Here is a 21,622-nt window from a genome sequence, read left to right as displayed (position 1 = left end):
GGTTGAACAGCGAAAGAGAATGACAAGTGAGCACCCTTCAAAGATGCCGGGTGTTACTGAGAAACAGGCAGGAAATACCGGGTTCTCAGGCAGGACGGGTCTAAATCCTGGCGAGGGATGAGGAACAAATGGCGTAGTACGTTTCGTACTCAGGTCAAATCAATCTAAACCCCTCCCTCCGAATGGAAATCCAAAGGATGTAACGATTGGGTTCTGCAGAACCCGGGAGTCGTCATCATGAAATACCTCCATACACTCCTGTTGCCCCTCACCGCTGTAGGCGTGCTGATGTTTCCTGCGATGTCACCTGCCGCCAGCCTCGAGCCCATCGACAGCCAGGGGGTGCAGGCGCAAAGCCAGGAACAAAACGGCATCACCTACCTGTCGGGCGGTATTGGCGAGGATGAGTCCAAGGCCATCCAGCAGACCACCGGCTATAACTTGCACATGACGTTCTCTGTCGGGACGGGAAATGAATACGCTCCAGACGTGAATGTGGTTATTCAGAAGGCCCCGGGACAGACCGTGCTAACGCTCAATGACGCTGGTCCGCTGGTTTACGTGAAACTGCCAGCCGGGAAATACACCGTCATTGCGACGCATCACGGAGAAACACGGCATGACGTTGCCGATGTTGGCAGTGGTGCAGCCCGTAACCTGGTTTTCCACTGGAATGATGCGAGTTAACGAGAGGCTGCAAATCAAGGGGCGCAACCAGACCCTGAATCTTGTGATTCAGGGTTTCTTGTATGTGGTCTCATGAACGGCGTACAAACCCGTCTGGGGCGCCGATCATTATCGACGTGATGATCATAACGACGCCAATGTCTGGATGAGTGCAACGCGTAAAGGGTTGGTTTCTACGCTCAGCAGCTTGATGGCCAAGGCGCAGCAGACCACGATCAACATAGGTTTGATCAACCGTGGTCCGACCCGGACAGCGGCCCGTGCACCCAATTGAGCACCGACGAAGGCCGCCAAAGCCATGGCAATGGCTACCGGCCAGATAATCACACCTTTGGTGATAAAGACTGACAGAGAACCGAGATTGCATGAGGCGTTGGCAAGTTTGGTAAAGCTCATGGCCCGCATCATGCCCAAGCCGCAGAGCAGTACGAATCCGACGATAAAGAAAGAGCCCACACCGGGGCCAAATATACCGTCGTAAAAGCCCAGAATCGGCGCCACGCTAAACGAAAAAAGCAGAATGCCGATTCTCTTGCGTCGATCTTCATTGGCCAGCTTTGGAGAGAGCGCAAAATAGATGGCCACCAGAATCAGCATGATAGGTACGCAAACTTCCAGGTAGCGCTTATCAATAGAGCTGACCAGCAAGGCACCACTGGCGCCGCCAATAAACCCGCAGATAACCAGGAAACGCCCTTCGCGCCACTCGATCATTCCTTTGCGAGCAAAGGTTACAGTTGCCGAAACAGTTGCCGAAGCGGCCTGGAACTTGTTCGTGGCAATCGCACTGATAGGGTCCACCCCAGCCAGAAAAAGTGCAGGCAAGGTTATCAGTCCGCCCCCACCCGCAATTGCATCAAAAAAACCGGCGCAGAACGCCACGAGCGCCAATAGGCCAATTACATCCCAAGACATTCCGATCCCTCTTTTACAGTTACTGGCAAGTCATCCAAAAGTCAGCCCAGCAGCCTCAGCGGGTCTTCTGAAATAACGATAGGAGACGAAAATTTCGACAGGCCAAAAATGCGAACTAGCACCCGTCTGTTGTCTTGAATGATGTCCCGGCCGTGCAGCGCCCGAACGTTATTGATGAGCAAGGCGGACTCTTGCGTCAGTGTGTATTCGATTGGAGTTGCTTCGCGCACACCCTGGCAAAGGGCGGCATAGGCCGTTTTGACGAAACGTGAGGCATTGCCGTTAACCGAAAATCGGTATGAGTTGAAACGGGCGGCGAACCCGACGTTGTCATCGAACTCCAGGATTGAAACATTGTGACCATCCTCTCCCTTGCCTCTGACGAAGGAGTCACTGCGGGTGAACTGAAAACTCCCCGTAGTCAGCGCGAGGCAGTTGGTTACGCCGATTTTTTCGAGTATGGGAGTCAGTGGAATGACTCGTGTTGGCTCCAGGCTCGGGTTCCACAAGGCTGAGAGTATCAGCGACGACGGCGAGGGTGAGTGCCCGTCTTTCGCGTTTATGGCGCACCAGTAAGGAGCCTCGGTGTGTGGACCTAGCGCCAGGCCGGAGTGGGAACTCAGTTCTTTGATATCCGGCTCGGCAGGGATTCTGATCAGTCCGCCGCCCTCGAAGTTGGCCACCAGTCGAACCAGTTTTCCTTCATTGTCCATGTCGTAGGCAAAGGCCCTGTTATCTACCAGTTTCAACAAAATCTGATTACGGGCGGCCAGGCAAAGGACGTCGTATCGGTTTTCCAGGAAAGTCTGGTCTGGTAGTTCATCTGGAGGGCTGGCGTCTGAGATTTTTTGCAACCCATCAAAGATCAATACGGAAACAAGCCCATTGGAATAGGCACTCAACAGTTCGCATTGGTCTTTCGAGAACGAGAACTTCAATTCAATAGCTGCACAAGCGGCTTTGGACTTGGCTCCCGGTGCCTGCGGTCCACCGATGGCGGCCAGTTCTTCGGCGAATGTGTGAAGCAACGTTGACTGCGGAATATCAAAGCTGAAAGTTCTGATTTCTTGTTCGGTAAAAAGCTCAGCGGTTTCGACGTCTGGTTGAACGGCGTCAGTCATTTTCTACATCCCTGCTGTGTATCTGCTGCCGGTTATGCGGCAGCTCCTCCTTTGATTCTGCACAAACTGTTAATCGGCGTATGTCATCCATTTCCGTTAAAGCAGACGGAGCGTTCTGACAGGCCGGGGGGCAACCAGGAATTACCGATATCCGATGCCTGAAGGCTTTTCGGGAGTCAGCCTCGGCAACCGTTACGGGCGCTTGCTGGCGTGGTGACAGGAGGTGGGGAATTGTCGCTTCGATGGTGGCTGGACCGATGCCTCATCAAATCGCAGGCATAAAAAAACCCTGAATCTTGCGATTCAGGGTTTTCGGTATTTGGTGCCCAGAGACGGAATCGAACCGCCGACACGGGGATTTTCAATCCCCTGCTCTACCGACTGAGCTATCTGGGCAACGGGGCGCATTAAACGGGTTTTTCAGGGGGTCGTCAAGCAAGTTTTCAAAAAAATTTTAATTATTACCGTCGCTTACGTTCCGACCCCCGAGAAATCGGGGTTACTCCGACGGCGGCACGTAGCCTTCGGCCTTGGCGTAATCCTCGCCGGAGAAGTACTTGTCCATCTCGCCCTGAAGATATTTGCGGTCTTCGGCGTTCATCATGTTCAGGCGTTTTTCGTTGATCAGCAGGGTCTGGTGCTTTTGCCAGTCGGCCCAGGCCTTTTGCGAGACGTGGTCAAAAATGTCCTGGCCCTTGGCGCCCGGGAAGGGAGCGCGCTCCAGACCTGGCAATTCTTCTTTGTACTTGCGGCACATGATGGTGCGGGTCATGACGACTCTCCTGCGTTCAATACGGCGGCCGCGCGTTCGAGCAAGGTTTTGACCGGGGCGGCAAGGCCCAGGCGCGGCGGGGTGGCGAGGTTATACCAGAGCCAGTCAGCCTCGGCCACGTGATGGCCGGACTCCTGGACCTGAACCAGCCAGGGTTCGATGGATAATTGAAAATGGCTGAAGGTGTGCACCAGGCTCGGCAATGCCTGTTGGGTGCCCAGTTCCAGCGAGTGCTGCGATGCCAGGTGCGGCAGGTCGTCGAGGTCGTCGAGTTCCGGCAAGCTCCACAAGCCGCCCCACAGGCCCGTGGACGGGCGACGGTAAAGCAGGATCGCGCCCTCGCCGTTGGCCAGCATCGGCATCAGCGTGCGTTTCTGTGGGATGGCTTTACGCGGCTTGGGGATCGGGTAGCGGGTTTCCAGGCCGAGCATGTGCGCCTCACAGCCCTTTTCCAGCGGGCACAGCAGGCAGCTCGGTTTGCTGCGGGTGCAGAGCGTGGCGCCCAGGTCCATCATCGCCTGGGTGTAGGCGTTGACCCTGTCGTGCGGCGTAAAGCGCTCAGCATTGGCCCAGAGCTGTTTGGCGACCTTCGGCTCACCGGGGTAGCCCTCTTGCGCGGTAAAGCGCGCCAGCACCCGTTTGACGTTGCCGTCGAGGATCGGCGCGCGCAGGCCCATGCTGATACTGGCAATGGCGCCGGCGGTGGACAGGCCGATCCCCGGCAAGTCAGTGAGTTTTTCCACGTCCCGGGGAAACTCGCCGCCATACTGCTCGACGACGATCTTCGCGGTCTTTTGCAAATTGCGTGCGCGGGTGTAGTAACCCAGGCCCGTCCACAGGTGCAGCACTTCGTCCTCCGGTGCCGCCGCCAAGGCTTCGACCGTTGGCAACGAGGCCATGAAGCGGTCGAAGTAGTTCAGCACGGTGCTGACCTGGGTCTGCTGCAACATGATTTCCGAGACCCATACCCGATACGGGTTGATGTCCTGCTGCCAGGGCAAATCGTGACGGCCGTGGCGGTCGAACCATTCCAGCACCGCCGTTGAAAACTGCTCGGCTCTCATCGCTTGAACAGCCCCTTGAGCGCGTCTTTGAGTTGCGGGTTGACCTTGTCGCCCAATTTCTCGTCGATTTTTTCGCTGATCCTGTCGCCAGCCAGTTTGGCCGCGACCTGGCTCATGCGCTCGTTATCCAAACGGCAAGCCTTGGCGCCCAGCTCCAGCGGGCCACGGCAGCGCAGTGGCCACTCAATGCCGACAAACTTGTCGCCGACTTGGCAGGCCGGGTCCGGCATGGCGCTGGTATCGCCTTCGACGATGATGCCAACGCGGTAGTCCATGCCCAGCACTCGCAGATCGATGTCACCGCCACCGTTGACGGTCATGCCCGGGATGCGCACTTTCAGGTCCGGATTACTGGCCACGCCGTTATGGAAGGTCAGATTGCCTTTGAGTTCCTGGAAGGGTGTGTCCTTGCCCCGGGGTTCGCCATTGAGGGTTTTGCGGTTGAGCGTGGCGATGCCTTTGCACAGCTGTTGCTCAAGGTTGGCGTTGAGCAGCACGCCATTGTTGATGATGAAACTGGCGTTGCCGTTGAGGGTTTCGATCAACGCTTTCTGGCTGTTGCCGCTGCCGGTCAGGCTGCTGTTGAGCGTGACCAGGCCTTTGACCGGCGGATTCTTGCCCTGGCTTTCGAGGATTTTTTCTGCCGGTACCCGGCTGATCTTCGTCTGCAGATTCAGCGCCGGCACCGGCTGGCGCACATCGAGCGTGCCGGTGGTTTCGAAGTTGCCCTCGTACAGGTCGCCGCGCAGGTTGGCCAGTGTCAGCAGGCCGCCCTGGCCGGTGGCCTTGAGTGCGGCGTTATGGATCGGCAGTTTTTGCAGGGTCAACTGGCCGAAGGTCAGGTCGGCGTCCACATCGAGCTTGCTCAAGCGTTCTACGGGCAACAGGCGCTCACTGCTCCAGGCGTCCTTGGTCGGCGCGGGAGGCAACGGAGTACTGCCGGCGCCGGCCATGGCTTCGGCTTCGGTGTTGGCGACTTCGGCCTGACGCACTTGTGTTGCGCTATTGGCCTCGGCGGATTTCGGCGGCAGGTAACGGTCGACGTTGAAGGTGTCGGCCTTGAGTACTGCGCGCAGCGATTGCTTGGCGAAATCTTCGACGGCAATGCGGCCGCTGAAGGTGCTGTCGTCGACTTTCAGGTTGAGGTTGTCGAGCGCCAGGCTGGTGGGTGTAGCTGCCAGACGGCTGACCAGTTCGACCTTGCTCAGGCTGCCTTCGGCCATGGCTGGGAGTTTCTGGCCGATGCTGTCGACGAATTTCGCCAGGTCGAACTGGGCAATCGAGATACCGCCGCTGACTTGTGGGGTCTTGTCGAGGTCGTTGACTTTCAGTTCGCCCAGTGCCCGCAGTTGGTTGGCGGAGATCTTGATTCCGGTCCACTCGGCGACATTGGCGGCCTTGTCCAGCACCAACTGGCCCTGGGCGGAGAACGTCATGGTCTTGCCTTGCAGCGGGTCGCCGGTCACTTCACCGGACAACTTCATGTCTTCGAGCTGATAGCGCTGCAGTGCACGTGCGATACGCACCTCACCATTGAGCTCGGTACGCACTCGCAATGCCGGCTGGTTGGCAGACAGGAAAGCCGTGAGTTTGAGCGGAATGTTGACGGAGTCGTGAACCGCGCCGGTGCTCAACTGGATGCTTTCGGCGCTGAAACTCTTGCCGGTTTTTTCGTCGCTGTATTCGACCCGTGCGTTGTTCACGGTCAGGCTGTCGATGTCCAGGCGGATCGGCTGCGGCGGTTTTTCGGCCGCGACGCTGGTGGCAGGTGCAGGTTCACTCGCTGCGGGCGCAGTACTGGTCGTGTCAGTGTTGGCCGGTGCCGGTACCTTGCCGACGTCTTGCCAATTGCCGTGACCGTCCTTGTCGCGGTTCAGGCGCAGGTTCAGGCCCTCGACTCGCACGTCGCTCATCTGCACTTCACGGCGCAGCAGCGGCAGTACGCGCACCGACAGGCCGAGCATCTGCAAGTCGGCAAACGGTTCGGCCGGTTTGATCAGGGTCGCCACACTGGCGTCGTGCAGTTCCAGGCCCAGCCAAGGGAACAGGCTCCAGCCGATATCGCCATTGAGTGTCAGCTCGATGTGCGCCTTGTCGCGGGCAATCTGGCGGATCTCGTCTTTGTAGTCGTTGGGATCGAATAGGTGGGTCAGGGCAAAGCCCAGCGCCACAATGATCAGCAACAGCCCGAGAAGTACCAGACCCAGGATTTTGCCGAACGCTTTCATGGGCGAGTCCTTGTAATTAATCGAATTCAAAATTTAGCCGAGGAGTATAGCGCCCCCGAACAGACGACCGGTCAGTGATCACGCCGGCAATACGTCCAGAGGCAGTTTCAGCTTGGCGGCCAGCGCCTGAGCCTCCAGATGCCCGGCAGGCGCCAGCAGGCGCAGGGGCATGCCCGATTGCGCGGCCATTTTCCGGGCTTCGGCGACCAGTCGCTCGGCAACACCACGGCGACGGGTAATTTTTCGCACACATATTTGGGACAAGTGCCAGGCGTCTTGGTGCCTTTGCAGGCGGGCCGCGCCCAGCAGGCGATCATTGAAGCGCCCGGCGATCAGCGTGCCGTCGCGCAAACAGTCTTCGATCAACTGCTCGGCCCCGGAAAAAGGGGCGAACAGCCAGTCCGGGGCGTCGCTGTAGATCTTCTGCAGATCCTGCAGATCCTGCCGATCCTGGGCAGTGACTTGGTTCAGCGGCTCGACAATGATCGGCATGGTGATTCCTGTGAGGTCATGAAGCGATAGAGATCAGATGACGTACAAAAGGTGATGTCAGTTTGGTTTTTCTGTCACTTGCAAATGGTAACCTTTGCCCGTTCGTCCGTCCTTCTGCGACCTGTTGTCGCACAACAAGGTGCTCCACCAAAAAACGGTCATGCCTGCGTGCATTAAGGCCGGGAGCGGACAGTGGCTGGCGAACCATACTGATAATTGGGGGATACACAATGACCACGAGCATCACGGCGGGTGGCTTCAGCGCCGACCAGCCTGCGTTCCTGTCCAAGGAGCGGATCATCGCCAAGCCCGGTTTCAACCGCTGGCTGGTGCCACCGGCCGCGTTGGCCATCCACTTGTGCATCGGCATGGCCTACGGTTTTTCGGTGTTCTGGCTGCCGCTGTCCAAGGCGCTGGGTATCTCCACTCCGATGGCCTGCGCACCGGACATGAGTTTTATCGCACAAGTCTTTTCGTCCCAGTGTGACTGGCCGATCTCGATGCTCGGCTGGATCTACACCCTGTTCTTCATCTTCCTGGGTTGCTCGGCCGCCATCTGGGGTGGCTGGCTGGAACATGCCGGACCGCGCAAGGCTGGTGTCGTATCGGCACTGTGCTGGTGTGGCGGCCTGCTGATTTCGGCGCTGGGGGTGTATACCCACCAGATCTGGCTGATGTGGATCGGCTCCGGGGTCATCGGCGGTATCGGCCTGGGCCTTGGCTACATTTCGCCGGTGTCGACCCTGATCAAGTGGTTCCCGGACAAGCGCGGCATGGCGACCGGCATGGCGATCATGGGCTTCGGCGGCGGCGCAATGGTCGGCGCTCCGCTGGCGGCGGCGCTGATGGGACATTTCGCCTCGCCAACCAGTGTCGGCGTGTGGCAGAGCTTCCTGGTGATGGCCGCGATCTACTTCGTGTTCATGATCGGTGGCGCGCTGTCCTACCGTGTTCCGCCAACCGGCTGGAAGCCAGAAGGCTGGGCGGCCCCGGCGAAAAAAGCCTCGAACGCGATGATCACTCATCGTCATGTGCACGTGAATGTGGCCTGGAAGACGCCGCAGTTCCGTCTGGTGTGGCTGGTGCTGTGCCTGAACGTATCGGCCGGTATCGGCATCCTCGGCATGGCGTCGCCGCTGTTGCAGGAAGTGTTCGCGGGCAAGTTGCTGGGGAATGACCTGACCTTCGGTCAACTGGACGCCTCGCAACTGGCTTCGATTGCCGCCATCGCTGCCGGTTTCACCGGTTTGCTGAGCCTGTTCAATATCGGCGGGCGCTTCTTCTGGGCTTCGTTCTCGGATTACCTGGGCCGTAAAAACACTTACTTCGTGTTCTTCGCCCTTGGCTTTGCCCTGTACGGACTGATTCCGAACCTTGGTCACCTGGGTAGCATCGCGCTGTTCGTGGCGGCGTTCTGCATCATCCTGTCGATGTATGGCGGTGGTTTCGCGACTGTTCCGGCGTATCTGGCGGACCTGTTCGGCACGCAAATGGTCGGTGCGATTCACGGTCGTCTGCTGACCGCGTGGGCGGCTGCCGGTGTGCTCGGTCCGGTGCTGGTGAATTACCTGCGTGAGTATCAGCTGAGCATCGGCGTCGAGCGTGCGGCGGCTTACGACATCACCCTGTACATCCTCGCCGGCCTGCTGGTGCTGGGTTTCCTGTGCAACCTGCTGGTGCGTCCGGTGGCGGACAAGTACTTCATGACCGACGCCGAACTGGCCGCCGAACAGGCGCTGGGCCATGACAAAGGCGCTGACAGCAGCACCGTGCTGGAGTGGAAAGCCGCGCCGGGCACCAAGCCGCTGGCGATTGCGGCGTGGCTGGTGGTGGGCATTCCGCTGGCGTGGGGTGTGTGGGTGACCCTGCAGAAGACGGCGGTGCTGTTTCACTAAGTAAACGCATCACCCTTGTAGGAGCGAGCCTGCTCGCGATAGCGGTCTGACAGTCGACAATGATGTTGAATGTGAGGGCCCCATCGCGAGCAGGCTCGCTCCTACAGTTATTTTGTGGTGTGCCAAATAGCTTGTATGGACATGTCTATCGTCGGTACCCCCGGATTCACTCCGTCAGGGATATCACCTCTCGTGTTTCTGTTTGGCGCCCGCAAGCCTATAATGGCTGCCTTTTTCGCCCAATGATTTTGCGGAGCTGGTGATGGCCGAACGTAAGGCGTCTGTCGAGCGCGACACTCTGGAAACCCAGATCAAAGCCTCGATCAACCTCGATGGCACCGGAAAGGCCCGATTTGATATCGGTGTTCCTTTTCTTGAGCACATGCTGGACCAGATCGCCCGTCACGGGCTGATCGACCTGGATATTGTCAGCAAGGGCGACCTGCATATCGATGACCACCACACGGTGGAAGACGTCGGTATCACCCTCGGCCAGGCGTTTGCCAAAGCCATCGGCGACAAGAAAGGCATCCGTCGCTACGGCCACGCCTACGTGCCGCTCGATGAAGCGCTGTCGCGCGTGGTGATCGACTTCTCCGGCCGTCCAGGCCTGCAGATGCACGTGCCGTACACCCGCGCCACTGTCGGCGGCTTCGACGTTGACCTGTTCCAGGAATTCTTCCAGGGCTTCGTCAACCATGCGCTGGTCAGCCTGCACATCGACAACCTGCGTGGCACCAACACCCACCACCAGATCGAAACCGTGTTCAAGGCTTTCGGCCGTGCCCTGCGCATGGCCGTCGAGCTCGATGACCGCATGGCCGGGCAAATGCCTTCGACCAAGGGCGTCCTGTAATGCAGACAGTCGCGGTTATCGATTACGGCATGGGCAACCTGCACTCGGTGGCCAAGGCCCTCGAGCACGTGGGTGCCGGCAAGGTGCTGATCACCAGCGATGCCAACGTGATTCGCGAAGCCGACCGGGTGGTTTTCCCCGGCGTTGGCGCGATTCGCGATTGCATGGCGGAGATCCGTCGCCTCGGTTTCGATTCGCTGGTGCGTGAAGTCAGCCAGGACCGTCCGTTCCTTGGCATCTGCGTGGGCATGCAAGCCTTGCTCGATACCAGCGAAGAGAACGATGGCGTCGACTGCATTGGCCTGTTCCCGGGTGCGGTGAAGTTCTTCGGCAAGGATCTGGTCGAAGACGGCGAACACCTGAAAGTCCCGCACATGGGCTGGAACGAAGTGAAGCAGAAGGTCAGTCACCCGCTGTGGCACGACATTCCGGACATGGCGCGGTTCTACTTCGTGCACAGCTACTACATCGCTGCCGCCAACGCGCGGCAAGTGGTGGGTGGCGGTCACTACGGTGTCGATTTCGCCGCGGCGCTGGCCGAAGGCTCGCGTTTCGCCGTGCAGTTCCACCCGGAGAAAAGCCATACCCATGGCCTGCAGTTGCTGCAGAACTTCGCTGCGTGGGACGGTCGCTGGTAAATGGCAGTCAAGAAGAAGCCCCCGATCCTGACCCTCACTCCCGAGCAGGAGAGCGAGGCCAATCGCAAGATCAAGCGTTTCATGGAAGACCGCTTCGAACTCGACCTCGGCTCGTTCGAGGCGGCGGAGATTCTTGAGCTGTTTACCCGTGAAATTGCTCCGCACTATTACAACAGGGCGATTTTCGATGTGCAGGCGCACCTCAAGGAGAGGTTCGAAAGCATCGAAAGCGACTTGTGGGCGCTCGAGAAAAACTGATTTCCGAGCCAAGCTGAACATTCAAATTTGAAGGTTTGCCAGATGCTGATTATTCCCGCTATCGATCTTAAAGACGGTGCCTGTGTTCGTCTGCGCCAGGGCCGCATGGAAGATTCCACGGTGTTCTCCGATGACCCGGTGAGCATGGCTGCCAAGTGGGTGGAGGGCGGTTGCCGTCGTCTGCATCTGGTCGACCTGAACGGCGCCTTCGAAGGCCAGCCAGTCAACGGTGAAGTGGTCACCGCCATCGCCAAGCGCTATCCGAACCTGCCGATCCAGATCGGCGGCGGTATCCGCTCCCTTGAAACCATCGAGCACTACGTGAAAGCGGGCGTTAGCTACGTGATCATCGGCACCAAGGCCGTGAAAGATCCGGCCTTCGTTGCAGAAGCCTGCCGCGCGTTCCCGGGCAAGGTGATTGTCGGCCTGGACGCCAAGGACGGTTTCGTTGCCACCGACGGTTGGGCTGAAATCAGCACCATCCAGGTGATCGACCTGGCCAAGCAGTTCGAAGCTGACGGCGTTTCCGCGATCGTTTATACCGACATCGCCAAAGACGGCATGATGCAGGGCTGCAACGTACCGTTCACCGCGGCACTGGCTGCTGCAACAAAGATCCCGGTGATCGCTTCCGGCGGCATCCACAACCTGGGTGACATCAAGACCCTGCTCGACGCCAAGGCGCCAGGCATCATCGGTGCGATCACAGGCCGCGCGATTTATGAGGGCACTCTGGATGTTGCTGAGGCTCAAGCTTTTTGTGATGGCTACGCGGCCAGCTCCAAGCTGTAAGCTGCAAGTTAAAAGCGCGACCGCGATCCGCTCTTACTTGCAGCTTATAGCTTGAAGCTTGCAACTCTTAATCGGAGATTAAGTATGGCTCTGGCCAAACGCATCATCCCTTGCCTGGACGTGGACAACGGCCGGGTGGTCAAGGGTGTGAAATTCGAAAACATCCGCGACGCCGGTGACCCGGTGGAAATCGCCCGTCGCTACGACGAGCAGGGCGCCGACGAGATTACCTTTCTCGACATCACCGCCAGCGTCGATGGCCGCGACACCACGCTGCACACCGTCGAGCGCATGGCCAGCCAGGTGTTCATCCCGCTGACCGTGGGCGGTGGCGTGCGCACCGTGCAGGACATCCGCAACCTGCTCAATGCCGGTGCGGACAAGGTCTCGATCAACACCGCCGCGGTATTCAACCCGGAGTTCGTCGGAGAAGCCGCACAGCATTTCGGTTCGCAATGCATCGTGGTGGCCATCGACGCGAAGAAGGTTTCCGGGCCGGGTGAAACCCCGCGCTGGGAAATCTTTACCCATGGCGGTCGCAAGCCAACCGGCCTCGACGCCGTTGAGTGGGCGAAGAAAATGGAAGGCCTGGGCGCCGGCGAAATCCTGCTGACCAGCATGGACCAGGACGGCATGAAAAACGGTTTCGACCTGGGCGTCACCCGCGCCATCAGCGATGCGCTGGGCATCCCGGTGATCGCTTCCGGCGGTGTCGGCAACCTGCAACACCTGGCCGACGGCATTATCGAAGGCCACGCCAGCGCGGTGCTGGCGGCGAGTATTTTCCACTTCGGCGAATACACCGTGCAGGAAGCCAAGGCCTATATGGCCCATCGCGGAATCGTGATGCGTTAAACAAACCGATACAGGCCAGTGGACACCATGGCGTACCCAAGGCACTCTTGGGTACGCCATGGATTTCGGTAGCCAGACATGCTTAAACGCTTTCTTCTCGTCCTTGTCAGCGCTTCTCTTTTGTTGATCAGCGGAGCAAACGCTAAAGACAGCCCCGATACCGACCTGGTGTTGCTGACGGAGAACTTCCCGCCGTACAACATGGCGAAGAACGGCAAGAACTTCGCTCAGGACGAGAACATCAATGGCATCGCCACCGATATCGTCCGCGAGATGTTCAAGCGCGCCGACATTACCTACAGCCTGACGCTGCGTTTCCCTTGGGAGCGAATCTACAAACTCACCCTGGAAAAACCCGGTTACGGCGTATTCGTCATGGCGCGGTTGCCGGATCGCGAGAAGCTATTCAAATGGGTCGGCCCGATTGGCCCGGACGACTGGATCATGCTGGCCAAGGCTGACAGCAAGATCACCCTCGAAACCTTGAATGACGCGCGCAAATACAAGATCGGCGCCTACAAGGGCGACGCCATTGCCGAGACGCTGGCTAAGCAGGGCCTCAACCCGATCGTTGTGCTGCGAGATCAGGACAACGCCAGGAAGCTGGTCAACGGGCAGATCGACCTGTGGGCCACCGGTGACCCGGCCGGGCGTTATCTGGCGCGCCAGGAAGGGGTCAGCGGGTTGAAAACCGTACTGCGTTTCAACAGTGCCGAACTGTACCTGGCACTGAACAAGGACGTGCCGGACGAGACGGTGGCCAAGCTCCAGGCGGCGCTGGACCAGATGCGCAAGGAAGGTCGGGTGGACGAGATCATGGCGCAGTATCTCTAGGATTCAACACCAACCCTTTAGCCATGCTCGGACCACTGTGGGAGCGAGCTTGCTTGCGATGACGGTCTGCCTGTCGATAGAGATGTTGAATTTGATGGCGCTATCGCGAGCAAGCTCGCTCCCACAGGGGTTCTGTGGTGTAGTTGCTAGCGGTACACCCCATCCTTCCCATGCGCCGCCGTCGCCCGGTTACCGCGCACACTGATCATCTGCCGGATATCAATCCACTCGATTCCCTGAGCCTTCAGCTTGGGCAACTCACGCTCCAGCACCGCCAATGTCTGCGGATACGGATGCCCGATCATCACCGCCGAACCCTGCTTGTGCGCGAGGCTGATCGCGGTCTGCAGTTGGGTCAGGATCGCCGCTTCAGCGCGCTCATCGTCGAGAAACACATCCCGCGAAACGCTCGCCAAACCGATTTTCTGCGCTTCGGCTGCGGCCACGGTCTGGGCGCTGGTGCGGCTGTCGACGAAGAATTTATGCCGGCGCTGCAAATCCGCCATCAACCACGCCATGGCGGCTGGCTGTGCGGTCATGCGGCTGCCCATGTGGTTGTTGATGCCGCTGGTGTACGGGACCATTTTGAACGCGGCGTCCAGGCGCTTTTCCAGCTCTTCGATGGGCAACTCGGGGTGCCAGGCGAACGGTCCGGTGGCCGGGTCCATAGGCATGTGCAGGATGACGATCTTGCCGGCGCGATGGGCTTCGCGAGCGAATTCGGTGGCGTGGGGCGTGTCGGGCATGATTGCCGTGGTCACCGGGCCGGGCAGGGCGAGCACGCGGCGATCCCGGGGCAGGTTCTGCCCCAGGTCATCGAAGATCAGACTCAGGTAGGCTTTGTGGGGCGTTGGTCCGGCGGGTTCTGCGTGAGCAACACCCGCCAGACAACACAACAGACCAATCAGCAACCGCAGAAACATCTCAACGGCCGGACGTGATGCTCAGCCCTTTGAGCAGGCTCAGGGCCTGGGCCAATTGGTAATCATCGTCCTGCGGCATCGGCTTGGCTTTGCCGCTGGAGCTGGTCGGTTTATCGGCGCCGCCGTTGCCATTGCCCAGGTGACCCTGCAAGTCAGCTTCCTTGAAGTAATCGCTGTCCTGCTCGCTGGTGATCTTGGCCTTGCGTACTTCGATGTCCGGCACGATGCCCTGGGCCTGGATGGAGCGGCCGTTCGGCGTGTAATACAACGCCGTGGTGATCTTCAATGCGCGCTCATTGTTCAGCGGCAGCACGGTTTGCACCGAGCCCTTGCCGAAACTGGTGGTGCCCATCAGCACGGCACGTTTCTGGTCCTGCAGGGCGCCGGCGACAATTTCCGAAGCCGAGGCGCTGCCGCCGTTGATCAGCACGACCATTGGCACGGCTTCGCTTTCGTCCTTGCCGGTGGCAGAGAACCGCAGCTCGGAGTTGGCGATGCGGCCCTTGGTGTAAACGATCAGGCCCTTGGTGATGAAGTGGTCGACCACTTCCACCGCCGCCTGCAGCACGCCGCCCGGGTTGTTGCGCAGGTCGAGAATGATGCCCTTGAGCTTCTTGCCGTTGTCCTTGCGCAGCTTGGCCAGGGCCTTGGAGACTTCTTCGCCGGTCTTGACCTGGAACTGGGTGATGCGGATGTAGCCGTAGCCCGATTCCAGCAACTGGCTCTTCACGCTCTTCACCTGGATGACGGCGCGGGCCAGGGTCACGTCGAACGGCGTGCCGCCGTCGCGCACCAGGGTCAGGGTGATTTTCTGACCGATCTTGCCGCGCATCTTGTCCACGGCTTCGGTCATGCTCTGGCCACGGGTCGGCTGGCCGTTGATCTTGACGATGAAGTCGCCGGCCTGAATGCCGGCCTTGGAGGCTGGAGTATCGTCAATGGGCGACACCACCTTGATAAAGCCGTCTTCGGCGCCGACTTCAATGCCCAGGCCGCCGAATTCACCGCTGGTGCTTTCCTGCAACTCGGCGAAATCTTCAGGGCCCAGGTAGGCGGAATGCGGATCGAGGTTGCTGAGCATGCCCTTGATGGCGTTTTCCAGCAGGGTCTTGTCGTCCACCGGTTCGACATAAGCGGCCTTGATCCGGTCCATCACCTCGGCAAAGGTGCGCAACTCATCCAGCGGCAGTGGCGCCTTGGTGGTCGCAGCAGTGCCCGCAGGCGCAACCGCCGGCGCTGGTTGAGCGGCAAACGCCAGAGGCGCGCCGATCACCAGGGCGATCGTCAGGGCCAGCGAGGTAAGGCGGGACAAATGCAGCATGTCTAACAAACTCCTGAATTAGGTAACGCGCTTATCCTTGCGCGCGGCACCATTGTGCCGGATCACTCGGGTGACCCTGCTGACGAATAGCAAAATACAGCGCTGGGGTGTCCTGCCCGCCACTGTTGCCGACAGTGGAGATGGACTCACCGGCTTTAACAACATCACCCGCAGACTTGAGCAGCGTCTGGTTGTGACCATAAAGACTCAAAAAACCGTTGCCGTGGTCGAGGATCACCAGCAACCCGGCGCCTCGCAGCCAGTCGGCAAACACTACGCGACCACCATGCACCGCATGCACGGTGCTGCCGGCAGACGCGCCGATCATCACGCCATCCCACTTGGTCCGGGCATCGTCGCCACGGCTTTCACCGTAGCGCGCCAGCAGTCGACCGTCGACAGGCCAGGGAAGTTTGCCGCGGGTTGACGCAAACGGGCCGCCAAAGGTCTCGCCGGAACTGGAAACCAGTGCGCCAGGTGTCGACCTGACCGGTTTGCGTGGGGCGTCGTCGCTGGCATCTGCCTGCGCCTGGGCCTCACGTAAACGCTTTTTTTCGGCTTCCTGCTGGGCAATCAGCGCTTTTTGCCGCGCTTCTTCTGCCTCACGAGCCTGGCGGGCCAGGGTTTCTTCAATGGTTTTAAGGACTTTAGACAGGTCTGCCTGATCCTGCTCGCGCGTCGCCAGTTTCTGATCGCGAGCCTTTACGTCGTCATTGAGCTTGGCCAGGACTTGCTGGCGCTCCTTGCGGACTTTCTCAAGCTCGTCACGCTGAGTGTCGAGGCTGCTTTGCTGCACCAGCAATTGCGCCTGCTGCATGGCGATGTCTTTCTCGACATTGGACAGTTGGCGCAGGGTTTCGTTGAAATTCTTCAACTGCTCCAGGCGAGCCTGGCTCAGGTAGTCGTAATAGGTGAGGGTACGGGCGAATCTTTCCGGATTCTGCTGGTTGAGCAGCAGCTTGAGGTATTCCTGGCGACCGTTCTGGTAGGCCGCCCGAGCCTGAATGGCGATCAGTCGTTGCTGTTCAATGCGCGCGCTCTGGAGTTTTTTTTTCTCCGCATCGAGTCGCTGCAGCTCGGCTTCGCTTTTCTTCAGCTCTTTTTGCAGGGCGTCGACCTGCTTCTCGAGCTTGCCCATTTCGGTTTCGGTGCCCTTGAGCTCTTTCTGCACACCGGACTTTTCTTCCTGCAGCTTGCCCAGCAGCTTTTTCAGCTCGGCAATGTCCTGACGCGTGGCGTCCAACTGTTGTTGGGTATCTGCGCGCTCGTCAGCAAAGGCCGGTTGGAGCAGGCAAGTCAGAGCTAGGGCTATCAGGACGCGGAGCATAGGGGCGGGCGGCACCAGGGAAAGGGACGGCCTAGTATGCCCGCCATGGGCGGCAAAAAAAATGCCCATTTCTGACTGTGTGATAACTGGAGCAAGCGACAGACTGAATTCCATTTCGAAAACTCCATAAAGCACTGTGGGAGCGGGCTTGCTCGCGATGGCGTCCGATCATTCAACATAGATGTTGGCTGTCAGATTGCTATCGCGAGCAAGCTCGCTCCCACAGGTTTTGTGGCGTTTTGGAGATCCAGTCAGACCAGAATCGAAGTCCCGGTCATTTCCGCCGGTTGCTCAAGGCCCAGCAACTTCAGCATGGTCGGCGCCACGTCCGCCAGTACGCCGCCCTCGCGGACCTTCAGATCGCGCTTGCCGACATAGATGAACGGTACCGGCTCGGTGGTGTGCGCAGTGTGCGCCTGGCCGGTGGTTTCATCGGACATTTGCTCGACGTTGCCATGGTCAGCGGTGATCAAGGCTTCGCCGCCGACTTTTTCCAGGGCATCGACGATGCGACCCACGCACAGGTCCAGGCATTCAACGGCCTTGACCGCCGCTTCGAACACGCCGCTGTGGCCAACCATGTCGCCGTTGGCGTAGTTGACGACGATCACGTCGTAACGCTGGTTTTCGATGGCGTCGACGATGCGGTCGGTGACTTCCGGTGCGCTCATTTCCGGCTGCAAGTCATAGGTAGCGACTTTCGGCGACGGAATCAGGATGCGCTCTTCGCCCGGGAACGGTTCTTCGCGGCCGCCGGAGAAGAAGAAGGTCACGTGGGCATATTTTTCGGTTTCTGCGATGCGCAGCTGGGTCTTGCCGTTTTTCGCCAGGTAGTCGCCCAGCACGTTTTCCAGGCTGCCGGCAGCGAAAGCCGACGGTGCAGGGATGCTGGCGGCGTATTGGGTCAGCATGACGAAACCGGCCAGTTTCGGCTGGCGGGCACGCTCGAACTCACTGAAGTTGTCTTCGACGAACACGCGGGTCAGCTCGCGGGCACGGTCGGCGCGGAAGTTCATGAACACCACGGCATCACCGTCTTCGACTTTTACCGGCTCACCAATGGAGGTGGCTTTGACGAATTCGTCGCTCTCGCCGCGCTCGTAGGCCGCTTGCAGGCCTTCCTGAGCGGTGGCGGCGTTGAATTCGCCCTGGCCATCGACAATCAGGTTGTAGGCCTGGGACACGCGGTCCCAGCGATTGTCGCGGTCCATGGCGTAGTAGCGGCCGATGATGCTGGCGATCCGGCCTTTGCCCAGGGCCTGGAAGGTCGCGTCGAGCAGTTCGATCGATGACTGCGCGCTTTTCGGCGGAGTATCGCGGCCGTCGAGGAAAGCGTGCAGGTAGATGTTTTGCGCGCCGCGCTTGAAGGCCAGTTCGGCCATGGCGACCAGGTGATCCTGGTGGCTATGCACGCCCCCATCGGACAGCAGGCCCATGAAGTGCACGGCTTTGCCGGCAGCGACGGCTTTGTCCACGGCAGCGCAGATGGTCGGGTTCTCGAAGAACTCGCCGTCACGGATCGATTTGGTGACGCGAGTGAAGTCCTGATATACCACGCGGCCGGCGCCCAGGTTCATGTGGCCGACTTCGGAGTTGCCCATCTGGCCGTCCGGCAGGCCGACGTCCATGCCGCTGCCCGAGATCAGGCCGTTCGGCACGGTGGACCACAGACGATCCAGTACAGGCTTCTTCGCCGCAAAAATGGCGTTGGATTCGGGATTGTCGCTGTGACCGAAGCCGTCGAGAATCATCAGGACCAAAGGTTTAGGCGTGGTAGTCATGGAATCCGCTCTGGCTTAAGTAAAAAGGGGCAATGGAAAAGGGAGTCGCAGTTTAAAGCGAAGTTCCGGCCACGTCACCGCCGGACGGGGTTTGGCCCACCATAGTGGCTGTGTATACTGGCCGACATTTTAACGCCCTGGAACCTCCTTCGATGGTTGCTCACCTGATTGAATTTGCCACTAACCACTACATTCTCGTCGGTATCTTCGTCGTACTGGCGGCCCTGCTGTTGGCCTATCAAATGCAGGGCGGCGGCCGCAGCCTGAGCACCGGCGAACTGACCGGGCTGGTCAACAAGGACGCAGGCGTGGTGATCGACATTCGTCCAACCAAGGATTTCGCCGCCGGTCACATTGTCGGCGCGCTGAACATTCCCCAGGACAAACTGACCGCCCGCGTTGGCGAACTGGAAAAGCACAAGGCCAAGACCATCATCCTGGTTGACGCCATGGGCCAGACCGCCGGCACCCACGCTCGCGAATTGATGAAATCCGGCTTCACCGCCGCCAAGCTGTCCGGCGGTATCTCCAGCTGGAAAGCCGACAATCTGCCGCTGGTGAAGTGATATGAGTAGCGTCGTCGTCTATTCCAGCGATTACTGCCCTTACTGCTCGCGAGCCAAGTACCTGCTCGAGAACAAAGGCGTGGCCTTCGAAGAGATCAAGGTCGATGGCAAGCCGCAGGTGCGTGCTGCGATGGCCCAGAAGGCCGGGCGTACGTCTGTGCCGCAAATCTGGATCGGCAGCACCCACGTGGGCGGTTGTGATGATCTGTTCGCCCTGGAGCGCGCCGGCAAGCTCGACGCGCTGCTCAGGGCCTGACGGCAATACCCAAAACAAGCAAACCTAAAAGAACCCTGGATCAAGAAGGATCTGCGATGACTGACCAACAGAACACTGCTGCGAACGAAGAAGAAACTGCACCGCAATTCTCCTTGCAGCGCATTTATGTGCGTGACCTGTCCTTCGAAGCTCCGAAAAGCCCGGCGATCTTCCGCCAGCAGTGGGAGCCGAGCGTCGGTCTGGATCTGAACACCCGTCAGAAGACGCTGGAATCTGACTTCCACGAAGTCGTGTTGACCCTGTCGGTTACCGTGAAAAACGGTGACGAAGTGGCATTCATCGCTGAAGTGCAACAGGCCGGGATCTTCCTGATCAAGAATCTGGACGACGCTTCGATGAGCCACACCCTGGGTGCGTTCTGTCCGAACATCCTGTTCCCGTACGCTCGCGAAACCCTGGACAGCCTGGTGACCCGCGGTTCGTTCCCGGCACTGATGCTGGCTCCGGTGAACTTCGATGCGCTGTACGCGCAAGAGCTGCAACGCATGCAGGCTGCTGGCGAGACTCCGACCGTTCAGTAAGCATTCCTGAGCGTCGAAGCAAGTCCAATGTGGGAGCGGGCTTGCTCGCGAAAGCGGTTTTTCAGTCAACATTCATGTTGAAGCTGATGACCCCTTCGCGAGCAAGCCCGCTCCCACATTTGCTATGCGGTGTTATTTGAAGTCGTTCTGACGCCAGGCTTCGTAAACGGCCACCGCCACGGTATTGGACAGGTTCAGGCTGCGGCAGCCCTCGCGCATCGGCAGACGCAGGCGTTGCTCGTTGGGCAGGGCGTCCAGTACGTCGGCGGGCAGGCCCCGGCTTTCCGGGCCGAACAGGAACGCGTCGCCCGGGACGAAGCTGGCATCGTGGAACGGCCGCGAACCCTTGGTGGTGAAGGCGAACAGCCGTGGATGGCCGAGGCTCTCCAGGCAGCTGGCGAGGTCCGCGTGGCGTTGCAGGGTGGCATACTCGTGGTAATCGAGGCCGGCCCGGCGCAGGCGCTTGTCGTCCATCTCGAAACCCAGCGGCTCGATCAAATGCAGGTGGCAGCCACTGTTGGCGCACAGCCTGATAACGTTGCCGGTATTCGGCGGAATTTCTGGTTGGAAAAGGATGACGTGAAACATGCACGGCTCCGAAGGCAAAGATGACGCGCATTCTACGCCGCCAGAAGGCGTGCGTTCGAAACTATTCCTGCGGGTAATGGGCTCGCTGGCGATTGTCGGGGTGATGGTCGGGATGATGATCGGTCGCCTGACTACGCCAGACCCCAGTCAATTGCAGCAGGTTGAAGTGACGAACGACGGGCTGGTGGTGTGGTTCAACAACGAACCCAAGACCCACGGCGAGATGGTTGATGGCAGTGTCGCGCTGCTGTTTGGCGCCGAAGGCAAGGCGCAGAAAGGTCAGCTCAAGCTCGGCGGCAAGGACGTGAACTGGCGGGTACGTTTGAGCGATGGGGGGTTGTTGCTGACACTGGTGGCGGCCCGGCCCCTGCAGGGCGAGTGGGCCGGTAGCGAGGTCGATGACCGCTGGCGGCTGGAGATCCATCTCCGGGAGCAATAAAAGAGGGAATCCCCGGCCTGCCTGTACCAAGGTTCCCGAAACGGGAGGCTCGTCGCGAATGCGGTGTGAGCCCGGTGTAAAGAGGGAACCCCTGACCTGCCTGTATCAAGGGCCCCAAAACTGCTGGGCTCGTCGCGGATGCGGTATGAGCCCGATGTAAAGAGGGGAATCCCCGGCCTGCCTGTACCAAGGTCCCCGAAACCGGGTAGGTGAACTGATTCACTTGAAAGGGTTATTGCAGGGGGCGTGCCAGTTTTCATAAAGAGAAACAAAAAGCCGGTTTTAAACGCTGAAAGCCCCGAGATTCGGGGCTTTCGTGTTTTTTCGAAAGGGATTCGATTGCGAAAGCAGGCGGGGATTCGAAGCTGTTTTTGTGCGCGATTGCGGTTCACGGTGCATTGCGGCGGTGCACTGTTAACCCAAAAAAGCATCGCGAGCTTGCTCGCGATTGGGCCTAACGATCAGCGAAGTA

The 21,622-nt window shown here is 59.4% G+C and carries 23 protein-coding genes and 1 tRNA gene; 12 read left to right on the top strand and 12 right to left on the bottom strand.

The window, feature by feature from the left end; all coding sequences use genetic code 11:
- Positions 1–237 precede the first annotated feature (237 nt).
- Positions 238–687, top strand: a complete 450-nt coding sequence (locus KGA96_RS04325; protein ID WP_046040855.1) for a hypothetical protein — start codon at positions 238–240, stop codon at positions 685–687.
- Positions 688–810: 123 nt separating this feature from the next.
- Here KGA96_RS04325 and KGA96_RS04320 read toward each other — a convergent pair whose 3' ends face one another.
- The 7 genes from KGA96_RS04320 to KGA96_RS04290 form a co-directional block, all read right to left on the bottom strand.
- Positions 811–1,602, bottom strand: coding sequence for a TSUP family transporter (locus KGA96_RS04320; RefSeq protein WP_223511754.1), 792 nt, complete (start codon positions 1,600–1,602; stop codon positions 811–813).
- A gap of 41 nt (positions 1,603–1,643) precedes the next feature.
- Positions 1,644–2,723, bottom strand: a complete 1,080-nt coding sequence (locus KGA96_RS04315) for a hypothetical protein (protein ID WP_223465560.1) — start codon at positions 2,721–2,723, stop codon at positions 1,644–1,646.
- A 320-nt stretch (positions 2,724–3,043) separates the two neighbouring features.
- Positions 3,044–3,119: transfer RNA gene (locus KGA96_RS04310), tRNA-Phe, on the bottom strand.
- 103 nt (positions 3,120–3,222) lie between these two features.
- Complete coding sequence (locus tag KGA96_RS04305) at positions 3,223–3,495, bottom strand: oxidative damage protection protein (RefSeq protein ID WP_007989188.1); 273 nt, start codon at positions 3,493–3,495, stop codon at positions 3,223–3,225.
- The gene (gene mutY, locus KGA96_RS04300; protein ID WP_223511744.1) at positions 3,492–4,559 is read right to left on the bottom strand and encodes an A/G-specific adenine glycosylase; all 1,068 of its coding nucleotides are present in this window, start codon (positions 4,557–4,559) and stop codon (positions 3,492–3,494) included. Before mutY ends, KGA96_RS04305 begins: the two co-directional genes overlap by 4 nt.
- Complete coding sequence (locus KGA96_RS04295) at positions 4,556–6,787, bottom strand: AsmA family protein (protein WP_223511734.1); 2,232 nt, start codon at positions 6,785–6,787, stop codon at positions 4,556–4,558. The genes mutY and KGA96_RS04295 overlap by 4 nt, the downstream gene beginning before the upstream one ends.
- A 78-nt stretch (positions 6,788–6,865) precedes the next feature.
- Complete coding sequence (locus KGA96_RS04290; RefSeq protein ID WP_223511725.1) at positions 6,866–7,279, bottom strand: acetyl-CoA sensor PanZ family protein; 414 nt, start codon at positions 7,277–7,279, stop codon at positions 6,866–6,868.
- A 230-nt stretch (positions 7,280–7,509) separates the two neighbouring features.
- Here KGA96_RS04290 and KGA96_RS04285 point away from each other — a divergent pair, with 230 nt between their 5' ends.
- The 7 genes from KGA96_RS04285 to KGA96_RS04255 all read left to right on the top strand — a co-directional run bounded on the left by KGA96_RS04285 (position 7,510) and on the right by KGA96_RS04255 (position 13,407).
- Complete coding sequence (locus KGA96_RS04285; protein WP_223465561.1) at positions 7,510–9,174, top strand: OFA family MFS transporter; 1,665 nt, start codon at positions 7,510–7,512, stop codon at positions 9,172–9,174.
- 262 nt (positions 9,175–9,436) lie between these two features.
- Positions 9,437–10,030 carry an imidazoleglycerol-phosphate dehydratase HisB gene (hisB, locus tag KGA96_RS04280; protein ID WP_003218037.1) on the top strand — a complete coding sequence of 198 codons (594 nt, stop codon included), beginning with the start codon at positions 9,437–9,439 and terminating at the stop codon, positions 10,028–10,030.
- Positions 10,030–10,668 carry an imidazole glycerol phosphate synthase subunit HisH gene (hisH, locus tag KGA96_RS04275; protein WP_008047713.1) on the top strand — a complete coding sequence of 213 codons (639 nt, stop codon included), beginning with the start codon at positions 10,030–10,032 and terminating at the stop codon, positions 10,666–10,668. Before hisB ends, hisH begins: the two co-directional genes overlap by 1 nt.
- Positions 10,669–10,926: a DUF2164 domain-containing protein gene (locus tag KGA96_RS04270; RefSeq protein WP_007989200.1), complete on the top strand. Its 258-nt coding sequence runs from the start codon at positions 10,669–10,671 to the stop codon at positions 10,924–10,926.
- Positions 10,927–10,968: 42 nt separating this feature from the next.
- A complete protein-coding gene (gene hisA, locus KGA96_RS04265) occupies positions 10,969–11,718 on the top strand; it encodes a 1-(5-phosphoribosyl)-5-[(5-phosphoribosylamino)methylideneamino]imidazole-4-carboxamide isomerase (protein WP_046040868.1) in 750 nt (249 codons plus the stop codon).
- 84 nt (positions 11,719–11,802) lie between these two features.
- Positions 11,803–12,573, top strand: coding sequence for an imidazole glycerol phosphate synthase subunit HisF (gene hisF / locus KGA96_RS04260; protein ID WP_007972752.1), 771 nt, complete (start codon positions 11,803–11,805; stop codon positions 12,571–12,573).
- A gap of 78 nt (positions 12,574–12,651) precedes the next feature.
- Positions 12,652–13,407, top strand: coding sequence for a substrate-binding periplasmic protein (locus KGA96_RS04255; protein ID WP_046040870.1), 756 nt, complete (start codon positions 12,652–12,654; stop codon positions 13,405–13,407).
- A gap of 146 nt (positions 13,408–13,553) precedes the next feature.
- On the opposite strand, the gene KGA96_RS04250 is transcribed toward KGA96_RS04255, so the two are convergent.
- From KGA96_RS04250 to gpmI, 4 genes are all read right to left on the bottom strand, one after another.
- Positions 13,554–14,330: a divergent polysaccharide deacetylase family protein gene (locus KGA96_RS04250; RefSeq protein WP_223511723.1), complete on the bottom strand. Its 777-nt coding sequence runs from the start codon at positions 14,328–14,330 to the stop codon at positions 13,554–13,556.
- Between the two features lies 1 nt (position 14,331).
- On the bottom strand, positions 14,332–15,651 hold the full coding sequence (locus KGA96_RS04245) for a S41 family peptidase (protein WP_046040873.1): 1,320 nt from the start codon (positions 15,649–15,651) through the stop codon (positions 14,332–14,334).
- A gap of 31 nt (positions 15,652–15,682) precedes the next feature.
- Entirely contained in the window at positions 15,683–16,978 is a 1,296-nt protein-coding gene (locus KGA96_RS04240) for a murein hydrolase activator EnvC family protein (protein WP_046040875.1), read from the bottom strand.
- 251 nt (positions 16,979–17,229) lie between these two features.
- Positions 17,230–18,759, bottom strand: coding sequence for a 2,3-bisphosphoglycerate-independent phosphoglycerate mutase (gene gpmI / locus KGA96_RS04235; RefSeq protein WP_046040876.1), 1,530 nt, complete (start codon positions 18,757–18,759; stop codon positions 17,230–17,232).
- Positions 18,760–18,911: 152 nt separating this feature from the next.
- Between gpmI and KGA96_RS04230 the strand changes: the two genes are divergently transcribed.
- Genes KGA96_RS04230 through secB form a run of 3 tightly spaced genes read left to right on the top strand, consistent with a single transcriptional unit; the run spans position 18,912 to position 20,123 of the window.
- A complete protein-coding gene (locus KGA96_RS04230) occupies positions 18,912–19,325 on the top strand; it encodes a rhodanese-like domain-containing protein (protein WP_046040877.1) in 414 nt (137 codons plus the stop codon).
- Between the two features lies 1 nt (position 19,326).
- The gene (gene grxC, locus KGA96_RS04225; RefSeq protein ID WP_008047737.1) at positions 19,327–19,581 is read left to right on the top strand and encodes a glutaredoxin 3; all 255 of its coding nucleotides are present in this window, start codon (positions 19,327–19,329) and stop codon (positions 19,579–19,581) included.
- 56 nt (positions 19,582–19,637) lie between these two features.
- Positions 19,638–20,123, top strand: coding sequence for a protein-export chaperone SecB (gene secB, locus KGA96_RS04220; protein WP_046040878.1), 486 nt, complete (start codon positions 19,638–19,640; stop codon positions 20,121–20,123).
- A gap of 132 nt (positions 20,124–20,255) precedes the next feature.
- Here the strand turns inward: secB and trmL are convergent, their stop codons facing one another.
- Complete coding sequence (gene trmL, locus KGA96_RS04215) at positions 20,256–20,711, bottom strand: tRNA (uridine(34)/cytosine(34)/5-carboxymethylaminomethyluridine(34)-2'-O)-methyltransferase TrmL (RefSeq protein ID WP_046040879.1); 456 nt, start codon at positions 20,709–20,711, stop codon at positions 20,256–20,258.
- On the opposite strand from trmL, the gene KGA96_RS04210 reads away from it, so the two are divergent.
- On the top strand, positions 20,710–21,150 hold the full coding sequence (locus KGA96_RS04210; protein WP_046040880.1) for a hypothetical protein: 441 nt from the start codon (positions 20,710–20,712) through the stop codon (positions 21,148–21,150). The two genes, trmL and KGA96_RS04210, sit on opposite strands and share 2 nt — an antisense overlap.
- Positions 21,151–21,622 lie beyond the last annotated feature (472 nt).

Source organism: Pseudomonas sp. GL-R-26, from assembly GCF_019947365.1.
GTDB lineage: Bacteria > Pseudomonadota > Gammaproteobacteria > Pseudomonadales > Pseudomonadaceae > Aquipseudomonas.
The sequence above is the reverse complement of the archived record's forward strand: the minus strand, read 5'-3'. Positions and strand labels throughout refer to the sequence as shown.

Coding starts and splice junctions, on each gene's coding strand:
- KGA96_RS04325 (WP_046040855.1), top strand. CDS start 238: ATGAAATACCTCCATACACTCCTGTTGCCCCTCACCGCTGTAGGCGTG.
- KGA96_RS04320 (WP_223511754.1), bottom strand. CDS start 1,602: ATGTCTTGGGATGTAATTGGCCTATTGGCGCTCGTGGCGTTCTGCGCC.
- KGA96_RS04315 (WP_223465560.1), bottom strand. CDS start 2,723: ATGACTGACGCCGTTCAACCAGACGTCGAAACCGCTGAGCTTTTTACC.
- KGA96_RS04305 (WP_007989188.1), bottom strand. CDS start 3,495: ATGACCCGCACCATCATGTGCCGCAAGTACAAAGAAGAATTGCCAGGT.
- mutY (WP_223511744.1), bottom strand. CDS start 4,559: ATGAGAGCCGAGCAGTTTTCAACGGCGGTGCTGGAATGGTTCGACCGC.
- KGA96_RS04295 (WP_223511734.1), bottom strand. CDS start 6,787: ATGAAAGCGTTCGGCAAAATCCTGGGTCTGGTACTTCTCGGGCTGTTG.
- KGA96_RS04290 (WP_223511725.1), bottom strand. CDS start 7,279: ATGCCGATCATTGTCGAGCCGCTGAACCAAGTCACTGCCCAGGATCGG.
- KGA96_RS04285 (WP_223465561.1), top strand. CDS start 7,510: ATGACCACGAGCATCACGGCGGGTGGCTTCAGCGCCGACCAGCCTGCG.
- hisB (WP_003218037.1), top strand. CDS start 9,437: ATGGCCGAACGTAAGGCGTCTGTCGAGCGCGACACTCTGGAAACCCAG.
- hisH (WP_008047713.1), top strand. CDS start 10,030: ATGCAGACAGTCGCGGTTATCGATTACGGCATGGGCAACCTGCACTCG.
- KGA96_RS04270 (WP_007989200.1), top strand. CDS start 10,669: ATGGCAGTCAAGAAGAAGCCCCCGATCCTGACCCTCACTCCCGAGCAG.
- hisA (WP_046040868.1), top strand. CDS start 10,969: ATGCTGATTATTCCCGCTATCGATCTTAAAGACGGTGCCTGTGTTCGT.
- hisF (WP_007972752.1), top strand. CDS start 11,803: ATGGCTCTGGCCAAACGCATCATCCCTTGCCTGGACGTGGACAACGGC.
- KGA96_RS04255 (WP_046040870.1), top strand. CDS start 12,652: ATGCTTAAACGCTTTCTTCTCGTCCTTGTCAGCGCTTCTCTTTTGTTG.
- KGA96_RS04250 (WP_223511723.1), bottom strand. CDS start 14,330: ATGTTTCTGCGGTTGCTGATTGGTCTGTTGTGTTGTCTGGCGGGTGTT.
- KGA96_RS04245 (WP_046040873.1), bottom strand. CDS start 15,651: ATGCTGCATTTGTCCCGCCTTACCTCGCTGGCCCTGACGATCGCCCTG.
- KGA96_RS04240 (WP_046040875.1), bottom strand. CDS start 16,978: ATGCTCCGCGTCCTGATAGCCCTAGCTCTGACTTGCCTGCTCCAACCG.
- gpmI (WP_046040876.1), bottom strand. CDS start 18,759: ATGACTACCACGCCTAAACCTTTGGTCCTGATGATTCTCGACGGCTTC.
- KGA96_RS04230 (WP_046040877.1), top strand. CDS start 18,912: ATGGTTGCTCACCTGATTGAATTTGCCACTAACCACTACATTCTCGTC.
- grxC (WP_008047737.1), top strand. CDS start 19,327: ATGAGTAGCGTCGTCGTCTATTCCAGCGATTACTGCCCTTACTGCTCG.
- secB (WP_046040878.1), top strand. CDS start 19,638: ATGACTGACCAACAGAACACTGCTGCGAACGAAGAAGAAACTGCACCG.
- KGA96_RS04210 (WP_046040880.1), top strand. CDS start 20,710: ATGCACGGCTCCGAAGGCAAAGATGACGCGCATTCTACGCCGCCAGAA.
- trmL (WP_046040879.1), bottom strand. CDS start 20,711: ATGTTTCACGTCATCCTTTTCCAACCAGAAATTCCGCCGAATACCGGC.